A 13,427-nucleotide genomic window follows, 5' to 3' on the forward strand; every position below is an offset into this window, starting at 1 on the left:
GCCTCACCCAGCTCATTTCCAACGCAAGTGAAAGCATCAACAAAATATTTACTTAAAAACGGGATTATTTTTTCATATAAAAAATCATTAGTCGTTGATACTGGTTTTCTTGCTATTTTCCGATAAGAATGAAGAGTTACAATATTCTTAGACCTACCTCCGAGCCAAATCATCCAACTATTCATATGTCCATGTACTATGTCAGGCTTGTAATTTGAGATTTGTTCTCTTACTCGTAACCATCCTGTCAATATTCCGGGTAAGGGTATCCCTATACGTGATTCATTAGCAGGTGCAAAGATAACTTCTACCTGTTCAGAGAGAATAATTGGACTACCGGTATATTGCTCTTGACTGCTAGGATCAAAAGCCAAGACGCGATAGCGATATTTTGAAGGTTGAGTTTTAGAGGCTAACTCACGAACCAACATCTGACATACAGAATCTACCCCACCTGCATTTTTCTCTCCCCAGTTAAGAGTTGAAAGAGGCATGATGAGAAGTACTTTTTTCATAGCTTATTATCCAACTGCACAGGATGGCCAATATAGGCTCGATTATTTTCCGTTTTAATGACTCGCCCCGGATTTCCAACAACGACCGCATTTTCAGGAACATCACGAATAACCACAGCACCAGCCCCTACAACCGCTCCATTGCCAATCGTAACATCTTCGACTATCGAGACATGAGGACCGATGTACACATAATCACCGATCGTAGCCGCTTGTCCTTGGTTTGAGCCAATTACAGTGAAGGGGCTTAAATTACAATTGGCGCCAATCTTCGCGGTACTGTTGATAATTATCCCAGTACCATGCCCTAGGTATAACCCTGGGCCAACATCGGTTTCTTTCGGTATTTGTATTTGGTACCTAATGGATAAATTTTTATGCATTAGCCTAGCAAATGAACGTAATAAACGATTTTCACTTCGGCATAATCGCAACCAAAACATATACTTAAAACCAGGGTTAAACATCAGATTCTTGATGAGTAACCCCGTCGACAACTTTCCTGTATGACGATACAGATCAGCTTTAATTAGATCGAATGCTGAACTCAAGCAACCACACCTCTAGTATCAATCACTACTTTCTTGGCAAACGCCGTTTTATCTGCTTCTTTAAAATCTCGGTGATCAACCAGCACCACAACGATATTGGCTAACTCTAAAGCACGCTCTAGCGAGACTAGTTCAACATCATGTTCTGTTAGCTTACCCGGTAATTGGTGGATATTTGGCTCTACCGCTAGAATTTGTCCAATATTGTCTTGTGCTAAATGCAAAGTGATGTCTAAAGCTGGGCTTTCACGTAAATCATCAATATCGGCTTTAAAGGCCAAACCTAAGCAGGCAATAACAGGCTTTTTGAACTGATCTGCGGCTTGTTTTACCTGATCAACGACCCAGTGTGGTTTACCATCATTAACATGACGAGCAGCAGCAATCAGTTTTGCTTCTTCTGGGCAGCTGTTAACAATAAACCAAGGGTCAACTGCAATACAGTGCCCGCCAACACCTGGTCCTGGGTTTAATATGTTGACCCGAGGGTGGCGGTTGGCCAATTTAATTAATTCCCAAACATTGATTTTTAATTTCTCACAAATAAGGGAAAGTTCGTTCGCGAATGCAATATTGACGTCGCGAAAGGAGTTTTCTGTTAATTTCGCCATCTCCGCCGTACGAGAGTTGCTGATGATGCATTCACCTTTAACAAAGGTTTTATACAGAGCCATCGCTTTCTCGCTACACGATTTACTCATGCCACCAATCACTCGGTCATTACTGACTAATTCTTGTAGTACATAACCCGGTAAAACTCGCTCTGGGCAATGCGCTACCTTAATGTCAGCCGTGTCACCTTTATGCTGTGGGAAAGTTAAATCAGGACGAGCCTCTGCTAGCCATGCGGAAAGCTTTTCTGTCGCACCGACAGGGGAAGTACTTTCCAATACCACCAAATTGCCTTTTTCCAGAACTGGTGCAATCGCTTTGGCCGCGGCTTCTATATAGCTAAGATCAGGCTCGTGATTGTCACCTTTAAATGGTGTGGGTACCGCCACTAAGAAAGCATCAGCTGGTTCAGCTGTCACGGTTGCTTTTAGTTTGCCAGTCATCACTGCACTTCGAACTACGATATCTAAATCCGGTTCGACAATGTGAATTTCACCTTTGTTGATTGTATCGACAGCGTGTTGATTGACATCTACGCCAATCACTTCAATACCGCGCGAAGCAATAACGGCAGCCGTTGGCAAGCCGATATACCCTAAACCAATCACAGAGACTTTATTAAACATCTTATTTTCCTTAAATCTTATCTTGCTAGAATGTCGGCGATACGTTGACAGGCTTTGCCATCACCGTATGGATTGTGTGCTTGACTCATGAGTTGGTAAGCGCGCTCATCACTAAGCAACTGGTCTAACTCTTCACAAATCAGTTGTGTGTTAGTCCCAACCAGCTTGACGGTACCCGCGCTTACCGCTTCAGGTCGTTCGGTGGTGTCTCTCATCACTAATACAGGCTTCCCTAGCGACGGTGCCTCTTCTTGAATACCACCGGAATCGGTTAAGATGATGTGTGCTCTGTCCATCAAATAGACAAAGGGCAAATACTGTTGTGGATCCACTAAGAAAATGTTTTCAATGCCTTTTAAAAGACGATTGACGGGCTCTTGAACATTCGGATTAAGATGTACCGGATAAAGAATTTGACAGTCAGGGTGACGCTTTGCTGTGATGGATAAGGCTTCACAAATACGCTCAAATCCATCACCAAAACTTTCACGACGGTGGCCTGTAACAAGAATGAGTTTTTTATTGTTATCAAGCATCGGAAACTGGTGTGCCAGCGTAGCATTGAGATCTTGCTCGTTGTGAATCTTGTTACGGATCATAAACAAGGCGTCAATGACGGTATTCCCAGTAATATGGATGTTCTCGAGGCAATAATTTTCATCCAATAAATTTTGTTGAGATGTTGCCGTTGGTGCGAAATGGTAGTGAGTCAATGCACCCGTAAGCTTACGGTTCGCTTCTTCAGGCCAAGGGGAATAAATATTGCCGGTGCGTAACCCAGCCTCAACGTGGCCGACTGAAATTTGCTGATAATAACAAGCAAGTGAAGTCGCAAACGTTGTAGCGGTATCGCCATGCACTAAGACGATGTTTGGTTGAAAGTCTTTTAGAACCGTTTCCATACCGTTCAAGATTTTAGTCGTTACTGTCGTTAGTGTTTGCCCTGGTTCCATGATATTAAGATCAAAATCAGGCACCACTTCAAACAACTCTAAAACCTGGTCAAGCATTTCCCTGTGCTGGCCAGTGACACATACTTTTGTATCGAAACGGTTATCTTGTTTAAGTTGATGAACTAGAGGCGCCATTTTTATTGCTTCAGGTCGTGTACCAAACGCAATGAGTATTTTTTTCACTTTATTTATTTCCTTGGGCTAAACTAAATGACTTTTAAGAACAAACTGCTCAACGCTATGTCTTCAAAAAAGGTAGATAAAATGGTGAATAGCAACGGTTAAATACGCTACCGCCACTAGATATCGCCTCTAGAATGCGCATTTTCTTCACATTTTTTGCTTTATGTATATAAGATGAAACTTATTAACCACCCATATTTAATCATCTACCTATAAACGATGAGTAGAAATAAATTGTCAAACTGTTGTTTTTTTTGGGGGTGGGTAATCAAAAAGTCATATAAAACTTTCTATGTGTTACACACAAAGTTTCATTGCACTTTCCTTTAATTGATATTGTTTAGATATATGTTCGATGATCCCTTGAGCCCCGCTCTCTATCAGTTCCAAAACCCGTTCAAACATATGAATATTTCCTTTGTAAGGATCAGGGACTTCCGTGACACCGATGTGACTATGCGATAGAAACAGTGAAAGTTTCTCTTTATGTCTAGCAGGACAAATGTCAATGAGATCCGCTAAGTTGGCTTTATCTAAGGCAAAAATAAGATCAAATTTTTCGAAATCCTCAGAACAAACCTGCCTTGCTCTTAAATTTGACATTGAATAGCCACGCTGCTCAGCGACAGATATTGCTTTGGGATCTGGTTTTCGGCCCACTTGATAATTCACAGTACCAGCGCTTTCAACAAATAAATTAATTCCTTGTTGTTGCGCTTTTTGGCTCAAAACAGCTTCAGAAAGCGGTGAACGGCATATATTTCCCATACATACGATGAGAATAGAGAGTTTTTTATTTTCCATGGCCATTACTGATGCATTCACTTCATTTTGTCTCTGTATTAAAGAGGTGGATAGAGTATCGCAAGGTGCATTGCAATGTGTGTCTCAAAATTGAGTCTATCTATAATTAATACCTAAGATTTAAATAGGAAAAAAGATCTGGCTATTTTGATAGATTATCGAATATGGCATTAACCACATTAACCATTTGATATCTTGCTTTTATATTCAAATAACTTGATGTGCTAACTCGACTGGTCGACCGTATGTGAGTTCATCTAATGGGCATAGATAACGGTGAATGGAATAGGTGTGAGCGGTGAACAAAGAAGAGCCTGCAGGGCGCAGGCTCTTGGTACATTAATCAGTGCACACTTCTGGATTTAACATCGTGCAGCAGTTCTTGGTTAAGTTCAGCTTCCACATGCCCAGGAGAGCGTGTTGATGCCGAGACCAAACGATACATAGCAGGGATAACAAACAGAGTGACTAAAGTGGCAAAACCCATACCGAAGAAAATCACCGTACCCACCGCAACTCGGCTTTCATAGCCTGCTCCTGTCGAGATAATTAATGGGATGGAACCTGCTAAAGTAGTAAAGGCGGTCATCATGATTGGCCGTAAGCGCCTTGCTGAAGCATCAATAATTGCTTTTTCAAACTCAACCCCCTTATCACGCAACTGGTTGGCAAATTCAACGATCAAAATGCCATTTTTGGTCACCATACCGATCAGCATAATCATCCCAATCTGGCTATAGATGTTGATACCTTGTCCCATAATTGATAGACCAAGAAAGCCGCCAAACACACCCATCGGCACCGTCAACATCACCACTAACGGGTTGATAAAACTTTCAAATTGGGCGGCAAGTACCAAATAGGCGACAAGCAGCGCTAACGCAAATACAATGGCTACGCTCGATTGGTTTTCTTTAAAATCTTTTGACTCACCTGAGTAACTAACGGAAATATCACTAGGAAGTATCTCTATCGCTTTCTTGTCAAGAAAATCAAGCGCTTCTCCCAACGTGTAACCAGCCGATAAATTTGCAGTAACCGCGATCGCCTTTTGCTTATTGTAATGAGACAAGCGGATCGATGATGCCACTTCTTCCACTTTCGCAAGTGCATCCAGTGTAACAAGCTCACCAGATGCGGTTCTCATGTAGATCTGGCTTAAATCGGAGGCGTTATTGAAGCTATTTTCGTCCCCACGGAGATAAACATCATACTCTTCGCCACGCTCAACAAAGCTGGTTTCACTCTTCCCGCCGAGCATCACTTCTAACGTATCTGAAATATCCGCGACACTGATCCCCAATTCCGCGGCACGCTGCCTATCAATCGTCACCACCAGTTCAGGTGTCTTTTCGGAATAATTGGTGTCAGCTCCTTCCATAAAGGGGGAATTTTCAGCTTCCGTTTTTAACAATTCAGCCCATTTTTTGAGTTCAGGATAGTCTGACCCACCTAACACAAACTGAACAGGCTCGTTAGAGCCACCACGAAAGCCGGGCATAAAGGGCATAACTCGTACATCGGGAATTCCCGTTAGCGTTTTTTTGACCTGCCCTAATGCTTGTTGAGCGGTGATGCTTCGTTCGTTCCAGTCATCCAAAATCATGATAACAAAACCCGTCTGATCACCCGCTTGCCCACCGAACGCGGGCGATTGAATACTAAACGACTTGAGAAAACCTTTGCCAACCAAAGGCATTAACCGCTGCTCAACAAGATCCATATTGGCCGACATCCGGTTATAACTGGTCGCATCCGCTCCGCGCACAAAGGCAAAAATAACGCCGCGATCTTCTGAAGGCGTAAGCTGAGAAGGCACTTTCTGCATCAGAAAATAACTACCACCAACGCATGCAAGGATGACGAGCGGTGCAGCCCATTTCCAACTGATAGCAAAACGTAAAGAGGATTTGTAACCCGCTTCTAAACGGCCAAAAACACGATCAACAAAACGATTAAAACGGTTTGGTTTGACATTGACCTTTAAAATCTTGCTACCGAGAACGGGCGTTAAAGTTAACGCTATTAGCGATGAAAAGAGAACCGACATGGCCAAAAGTACAGAGAACTCGGTGAACAACAGGCCGACCATACCGTCCATAAAAGAGATCGGTAAAAAGACCATCACTAATACCAATGTGGTGGCAATCACGGCAAAGCCGACTTCGCGCGTCCCTTTATAAGCCGCCAGCAGTGGCTTCTCTCCCTGTTCTATGTGATGAAATATATTTTCCACCACCACAATCGCATCATCAACAACCAAACCGATGGAAAGAATCAGCGCCATCAAGGTGATAAGGTTAATAGAGAATCCGAAATAATAAGCGGCAATAAAAGAAGAGATCAATGATACTGGCACAGTAACGGCTGGGATTAGCGTTGCCCGAACTTGGCCGATAAAAATGTACAGTACCAAAATTACTAAACCACCCGTGATAAACAGTGTGCTATACACTTCCGAAATTGAGCGATCAATAAAGACGGTCGAGTCGTAGTCAATGGCCAAGCGCGTTCCTTTGGGTAGAAACTGCTGAATATTATCGACTTCTTGATGGACACGCTGCGCCACATCCAAGGGGTTAGCATCTGACTGTGGCACAATGCCCATGCTCACATTAACCACACCGTCGCTTTTGAAGGTTGAGTTTTCGTTCTCAGCGCCGATGAAGACATCCGCGACATCTTTTAAGTAAATCGGCGAATTGTCACTTGCGCGCTTAACCACCAAATAGTCAAAATCTTGAGCCGTTTTGTACGCTCGGTCGGTACGCACCGACATTACTGTCGAATCGTTACGCACTTCCCCGCCCGGGCTTTCAATATTTTCACTGCGCAATGCACTTGATATATCAGAAGTCGTGACACCACGCCCAGCCATCAGATTCGGCTTGAGCTTGACATACATCACCTTATAAAGGCCACCAGACACATCCACAGAACTGACGCCAGAGATTAAACTAAAACGGTCAATCAAAGCTCGTTCGATATAATCGGTCAGTTGGGTTCGATCCATCTCTGAAGAACTGAGATTAATGTACAAAGAAGCTTCACCAGAGCCATTATTTTTGAATACAGTTGGATCATCTGCTTCATCGGGTAATGAGCGCTGCGCTCTCGCAACGGCGTCGCGGATATCGCTCACACCAGTATTGAGATCGTAACCCAGTTCAAATGTAACAGTAATCCGTGACATGCCATTACGCGTGGTGGATTCAATTTCATCAATCCCGCTAATGCCTGCCAGTTGATCTTCCAATACAGAAGTGATTTGGCTTTCAATGATGGTAGCTGAAGCCCCTGCATAGCGAGTACTGATTGAAACCACCGGGCTTTCAATATCAGGCATTTCCCGGACCGAAAGCTTAGAAAATGACACTAGACCAAAAACGCACAACAGTAAGCTTAATACCACCGCCGCCACAGGGCGCTTCACTGAAACATCGGATAACCACATTATTTGTCATCCTTTTGTATCGGTGAGCCATCCACATTGACTTCAGTAACGACAATGCCGTTTCTCATATTCACGATGCCTTGCACCACAATCTTATCGCCAATGGCTAAACCTTTATCAATCACCGCTTGATTGTCGATCCGCGCGCCAAGCCAAACTTCCGTGCGTATTACTTTATTATTGCTATCAATCACATAGACATAGCGTTTAGTGCCTGAATATTCGAGTGCTTGAACGGGAATAATGGGCGCTTCAATCGCTGGGAAATTCAACTTAGTAGAAAGCAACATCCCGGGTTTTAGCTTGCCATCTTGGTTATCGAAATGAATACGGACACGCAAATTCAAGGTTTCACGGTTAATGCGAGAATCAATACCCACAACTTTGCCGGTAAACTCGTTTTTTGCCCAAGCATTACTCTTCGCCGTCACCGTCATACCTTTACTGATTAACGAAAGGTAACGCTCTGGCACTTGGATATCGAGTTGCATCACCGATAGGTCATCTAAAGTCAGCAATTCCGTCCCTGCACTGACCATTTTGCCCAAACTAAAATCAATAAAACCAACGGTGCCATTAAATGGCGCGCTAATGCGCAGATCGTTTAAATTTGCGTTTGCTGCATCTAAACGTGCTTGAGCAATATCAACACTCGCTTTTTGCGCATCGATTTCCGTTTGGGTAATGGCGTTCCGTTTGACCAAACGTTCAAACTCTTTCAACTTACGCTGTTCATCGTTCAAATAGGCTTGAGCCTCTGAAAGTGCGGCTTTGGCTTTATCATCATTAAGCTGAATTAAGAGCTGACCTTTCTTGACCTCTTGATTGGCTTTAATCGCAATATGACTGACCTTTCCCGAAACTTCAGATGAGATCTCCACTGCTCGTTCAGCTTCTAATTTACCAATCAGTGAAAGAGACTGAGACACTTGATGAGTTGCCACACGCTCTGCGACCACCGCAACGGCTTGTGGTGCTTGCGCAGCGAACGCACTTAACGGTGTGGTAAGCAAAGTAACCATCATTAACGAAAGAATAGACGTGTTTTTCATAGTTTTTATTCAACAATAAATAGACTGATTGAATTGTAACTGCTTATACGACGCTCGAACGTCAAGGAGTGTAAATCTTATTAAATATCTGTAACGTGCGTCATAACTTAGCCTCCTCCGGCAGCTTTTTAGGCGTCACACACAGGCTATACCCAAACAACCTGAAGTTGCAGGTAGGCGGCAAGTAAATTCATCCCCATGAGCATAGATAAACTATGTGATTGGGGTGAGCGAACGTAGCCAACACCGCTGGAGCTTCAACTGGGAAGGGTATAAATAGAGCAAAACTATCCATTCCTCCCCCCTTTGCCCAAAAAGGCAGCATTCAATTCAAAATCATAAGAAAAAGGCTTTACAGAGAGAGCGAGTTTGCTATCATGCGCTCCGCACTTGAGCAATGCGTTGGGAAAACGTTGTTTAAGCATACTGTGAGCCAATAGTGTCGTTATAAACACTATAAATCACATTGTATGAAAACCCTCTGGAGGGGTTCCCGAGTGGCCAAAGGGAGCAGACTGTAAATCTGCCGGCTCCGCCTTCGATGGTTCGAATCCGTCCCCCTCCACCATATTCTCTCGCAAGAGAAACCTTGATTGATACGTTGGGAAAACATCATTCAAGCCTATTTTTAGAATAGGAAAACACCCGGAGGGGTTCCCGAGTGGCCAAAGGGAGCAGACTGTAAATCTGCCGGCTCCGCCTTCGATGGTTCGAATCCGTCCCCCTCCACCATATTCTCTCGTAAGAGAAACCTTGACTGATACGTTGGGAAAACATCATTCAAGCCTATTTTTAGAATAGGAAAACACCCGGAGGGGTTCCCGAGTGGCCAAAGGGAGCAGACTGTAAATCTGCCGGCTCCGCCTTCGATGGTTCGAATCCGTCCCCCTCCACCATATTTTCTCGATTGAGAACGATAAAAAGCCAGCTTTCGAGCTGGCTTTTTCGTTTCTTTACATCATAGCTCTATAAACTGACGTCACTAAGTAGTCTAGTTAACCCTCAATATACTGAAGTAGAGCGGTAACACAGCTTTGTGCATCACTGCAATTGATACTCTCTGGCAGTTCAGTCTGCAATAAAAACCCTTGTTCCAAAGAGTGGCAAGATGAACTTTCACTTAAACAAATCGGAACTCCTTGAGCAGAAAGGGCATTTAATAACAACAAAGCCGTTTGTATATTTCCCCCAGCATTGGCGGCAAAATGTAGCTCAAACTCAGCAGCGCTATTGAGTGAGGTCAGCGCATGCTCTAATTGAGTGTCCAATTCGGTTAAAGAAACCGAATCTAAATCACTAAAGCTCAGCATGCCTTGGTTCCTATCAGCATACTGCCAAGCAACGACATCAACCTGCTGCATATAGGCTCGCTGCATGCTTTGCGCGGCCGCCTGAATGATCACCTGCATTTGGTCACTGTTGCTTCTTCCACCACTGTCTTTGACTGATAATTCAAAAATATACGTGCCAGCAATCGTAGGATAAAACGCCGTTGCTTTCAGAGAATCTGCATTGATCAAAGTAAGCGATTGAGGCCCAGAAACTTGACGCCAAGACTTCGTTTTAATTTCATATATTGATAACTCAGATTTCGCCGTTCCGCTCAGCGTAATACTATTTACTGGCAGTATTAACATCTGATCAGCACCAGCATTAACCGTAGGCTTAGTCAGCTTATCCGCATCTTTCAAATCATCGGCTTTACATCCCACGATAAGTGCGAGCACACTCAGGATCACGAACAACTGGTTTAACTTAAACATAATATTTTCCTGTGATTAAGCATTAGAAGAGGTAACTGGTACTGATGGAAAGAAAGGCGACTTCACTACCGTCCAAATACAATGCAGCATCTTGTTGCGAGTAATCCATCATCACATTCGATTGCGTATTGGTTTGGCTGAGCTGGTCATTTAAGCGGACCCCATCGCTGAAGGCTGAGATCCATTCCATCGGTTTAGTGGCACTGGTAGATGAGAAAAATACGCCGCTTAAAAACAGCGCTAATAATTTGGTATTCATGCTTACTCCTTGTGAGCGGTCTGATTCACCGACCCATTCAAGGTAGCATTCTCAATACAAATAAATCGTCAGCAGTTTATTGACCATTTGTATCCAGTTTGGTCACATTAGGTAGCGAAATCTGCTTTGGCCATTGCAGTTCAAAACATGCGCCCCCTAATGCTGAACCATTTACTTTTACTCTAACCTTACCTTGATGCCAACGAGTGATCTGTTTGACAATCGCCAGCCCAAGACCATGGCCTTTTTCACTATTACGCTCTTGATTATTCACTTGAGTAAAGGGCTCAAAAATACGTTCAATATCATCTGGCGCAATACCGGGGCCATCGTCTTCGACCACCAAAAAAAGTTGCCCATTAGATTCGTTCAACGAGAGATGGATCTCTTGCTGCGCAAATCGCGCGGCATTACTCAGCAAGTTTTTAACGGCCCGCAATAAAGCTCGATTATCGACAAATATCGTTTGCTGTCGCAACGAATCCAACACGCTGACACGCAATGTGAGTTGCGGGTTTTCAAGCTGGAAATGCTCCGCTTCTGCAACCAAATTGTCGGCAAAGTGGCAATAAGAAAAATGGCGAATATCTGTGATACGGTTATAGCGCGACAAAACAAGTGTCTGGTTAATCAAATGATCGAGATCTTCAATACTGGAGTGAATCACTTGGCGGTATTTTTCTTTCTGGCTTAAGGCAATGTCTTCATCCTCAAGCATTTCAAATGCAAAGCGTAAACGGTAGAGCGGTGTTCGTAAATCATGCGCCACGGCGTTGGTTAAGGTTCTTTGGCTGGCAATCAGCTTTTCGATGTTATTTGCCATGTTATTAAAAGAATGACTGAGCTGAGAGACCACGGACAACCGGGATGTCGTCGCTCTACGAGATAATACTCCTTGGCCAAATTCATTCGCCGTTTTTACCAGACGTTTCAGATCTCGCCATAAAGGATAAATCCACATAACTAAGGCCACAGAAATGGCTAAAAAAAAGAAACCGCCGATAGCCGTAGTGAGCTTTAATTGGGTTTGGTAGGAAATATTGTCCTCGACGCGTAACCACGTATTCTCATCCACCGCAGCCAATAAGATCATGCTGCCTTGTTGATTGATATAACTGGTCATCTGCTCTTTATCAGCCAGCAATTTGGTTCGCTCGATGGGTGACAAATCTTGCTCTCGCAATAGACTCAACTCTAAAGGTATTCGGCTATTTTGCTCAGCAATACTGGTTTGCCATTGATTACGAGGTTGGCTACGGAGATCTTCTACCGCGAGGTATAATGTACCTCTGGACTGGTTAAGCGCAGCGAGTTCTCTCGGTTCATTGATCGCGAAATAGAGCACTTTGTCACTGTTCAGCACTCTTTGCAAAAGTGCCATAGGATCACCATCTTGGAAAATGATCTCGCCTTTTTGCAACGCTTGATAAACTTCTGGGGAGGCGTGGTAACTGTCTAATGCCTCTAATCGAAGTGGGTAACTGAAATGCTTAGCATAGCCGTCAATAATCGTTGTCCACTCAGCTTGAGGCGCTTGACGTAATTTTTCAGATAGAAACGTAAAGTTACTCTGATAGACAGGCTTATAAAATTCTTCAGAGATACTGCGGCTAAGATATGGGATCGGATTAAATTGCGTGGGAATACTGAGTAATAAGATCGGCAGAAACACAGCTACCCAGAGTACCCAAAAAGATCGAATCATGACCACCTCCCTTCCGATACAGCGCAGAGCTGATATCCTTTACCTCGAACCGTTTTTATCAACTTAGGTTCATTAGGATCATCTCCGAGCGCACGCCGCAAGCGTGATATACGACGATCAATTGAGCGATCTAAACCATCATATTCAAAACCACGCACATGCTGAGCGATATCATCTCTCGTGACAATGGTGCCGACATGTTGGGCGAGTAGATACAAGAGCTCAAACTCGCTGGTCGTGAGTTTTATGGGCTGCTGCTCAAGTAATACCGCTCGATGTTGCAAATTCATCCACAAGCTACCTATGCACAATTCATATTTGTCACTTTGACTTCCTCTTGCTTGCCTTCGAAGTAAAGCTCGAATACGTGACAGTAGCAAACGGGGCTTAACCTGCTTAACAACATAGTCATCGGCACCCAGTTCCAACCCCATCACCTGATCAATATCGTCATCCAACGCCGTTTGCATTAAGATCATACCGTGGTATTGATCTCGGACAGCGCGGCAGACATCCATACCACTTTGCCCTGGTAGCATAATATCCAGAATGACTAAATCAGGTTGCTCATCCAAAATCCGATCAACGGCTTGAATCCCATCCGCAACCGTTGAGACACAAAACTCATAGTGGTTGAGAAAGTATTTGATCAGTTCCGAGAGTTCTAAATCGTCTTCAACGAGAACCACTCGATAAGAGGGGGAGAGAGTACTGTTCATTGTGTTTCACATCCGTTTGCTAAGAACGCAAACTATAGCGGATTGTGTTTCATCTTTGTGTGACTAATTGTGACCAAGCAACAAAGTTGTGGTGTTGTTAAAATATCAAACAAACCATCAACAGCCGAACCTACCGCGTTGAATCAATAAGAGCACGAAGAAAGTGCCATTGGGCCGTGACTCATAAACAGAGTCGATAAAAAAGCCCCGAAAATTCGGGGCTGAAAAATG

General features: G+C 43.7%; 11 protein-coding genes and 3 tRNA genes. 3 read left to right on the forward strand and 11 right to left on the reverse strand.

Features of this window, described 5'->3' with window-relative positions; all coding sequences use genetic code 11:
• From AACT18_RS13985 to AACT18_RS14015, 7 genes are all read right to left on the reverse strand, one after another.
• Positions 1-515, reverse strand: a 515-nt coding sequence (locus AACT18_RS13985) for a glycosyltransferase (RefSeq protein WP_141138104.1), incomplete at its 3' end; no start/stop codon positions are given.
• Positions 512-1,066: an exopolysaccharide biosynthesis acetyltransferase VpsC gene (vpsC, locus tag AACT18_RS13990; RefSeq protein WP_017045453.1), complete on the reverse strand. Its 555-nt coding sequence runs from the start codon at positions 1,064-1,066 to the stop codon at positions 512-514. The genes vpsC and AACT18_RS13985, both read right to left, overlap by 4 nt.
• Positions 1,063-2,304, reverse strand: a complete 1,242-nt coding sequence (gene vpsB, locus AACT18_RS13995; RefSeq protein ID WP_017047992.1) for a UDP-N-acetyl-D-mannosamine dehydrogenase VpsB — start codon at positions 2,302-2,304, stop codon at positions 1,063-1,065. Before vpsB ends, vpsC begins: the two co-directional genes overlap by 4 nt.
• 17 nt (positions 2,305-2,321) lie before the next feature.
• Positions 2,322-3,440, reverse strand: coding sequence for a non-hydrolyzing UDP-N-acetylglucosamine 2-epimerase (gene wecB, locus AACT18_RS14000; RefSeq protein ID WP_094125801.1), 1,119 nt, complete (start codon positions 3,438-3,440; stop codon positions 2,322-2,324).
• 297 nt (positions 3,441-3,737) lie between these two features.
• Complete coding sequence (locus AACT18_RS14005; RefSeq protein ID WP_094143538.1) at positions 3,738-4,265, reverse strand: low molecular weight protein-tyrosine-phosphatase; 528 nt, start codon at positions 4,263-4,265, stop codon at positions 3,738-3,740.
• 322 nt (positions 4,266-4,587) lie between these two features.
• A complete protein-coding gene (gene vexH / locus AACT18_RS14010) occupies positions 4,588-7,698 on the reverse strand; it encodes a vibriobactin export RND transporter permease subunit VexH (protein WP_094124828.1) in 3,111 nt (1,036 codons plus the stop codon).
• A complete protein-coding gene (locus tag AACT18_RS14015; protein WP_094124827.1) occupies positions 7,698-8,750 on the reverse strand; it encodes an efflux RND transporter periplasmic adaptor subunit in 1,053 nt (350 codons plus the stop codon). The genes vexH and AACT18_RS14015 overlap by 1 nt, the downstream gene beginning before the upstream one ends.
• A 483-nt stretch (positions 8,751-9,233) precedes the next feature.
• On the opposite strand from AACT18_RS14015, the gene AACT18_RS14020 reads away from it, so the two are divergent.
• From AACT18_RS14020 to AACT18_RS14030, 3 genes are all read left to right on the forward strand, one after another.
• A tRNA-Tyr gene (locus tag AACT18_RS14020) sits at positions 9,234-9,318 on the forward strand.
• A gap of 79 nt (positions 9,319-9,397) precedes the next feature.
• Positions 9,398-9,482, forward strand: a tRNA-Tyr gene (locus AACT18_RS14025).
• Between the two features lie 79 nt (positions 9,483-9,561).
• Positions 9,562-9,646, forward strand: a tRNA-Tyr gene (locus tag AACT18_RS14030).
• A gap of 99 nt (positions 9,647-9,745) precedes the next feature.
• Here the strand turns inward: AACT18_RS14030 and AACT18_RS14035 are convergent.
• The 4 genes from AACT18_RS14035 to AACT18_RS14050 all read right to left on the reverse strand — a co-directional run bounded on the left by AACT18_RS14035 (position 9,746) and on the right by AACT18_RS14050 (position 13,196).
• The gene (locus AACT18_RS14035; RefSeq protein WP_094125025.1) at positions 9,746-10,513 is read right to left on the reverse strand and encodes a PKD domain-containing protein; all 768 of its coding nucleotides are present in this window, start codon (positions 10,511-10,513) and stop codon (positions 9,746-9,748) included.
• A 22-nt stretch (positions 10,514-10,535) separates the two neighbouring features.
• Positions 10,536-10,772 carry a hypothetical protein gene (locus AACT18_RS14040; RefSeq protein ID WP_094125026.1) on the reverse strand — a complete coding sequence of 79 codons (237 nt, stop codon included), beginning with the start codon at positions 10,770-10,772 and terminating at the stop codon, positions 10,536-10,538.
• A 76-nt stretch (positions 10,773-10,848) separates the two neighbouring features.
• Positions 10,849-12,483, reverse strand: a complete 1,635-nt coding sequence (locus AACT18_RS14045; protein ID WP_094125027.1) for an ATP-binding protein — start codon at positions 12,481-12,483, stop codon at positions 10,849-10,851.
• A complete protein-coding gene (locus tag AACT18_RS14050; protein ID WP_094125028.1) occupies positions 12,474-13,196 on the reverse strand; it encodes a winged helix-turn-helix domain-containing protein in 723 nt (240 codons plus the stop codon). Before AACT18_RS14050 ends, AACT18_RS14045 begins: the two co-directional genes overlap by 10 nt.
• Positions 13,197-13,427: the final 231 nt, after the last annotated feature.

This window comes from Vibrio sp. V04_P4A5T148, assembly GCF_963875605.1.
GTDB classification, from domain to species: domain Bacteria; phylum Pseudomonadota; class Gammaproteobacteria; order Enterobacterales; family Vibrionaceae; genus Vibrio; species Vibrio anguillarum.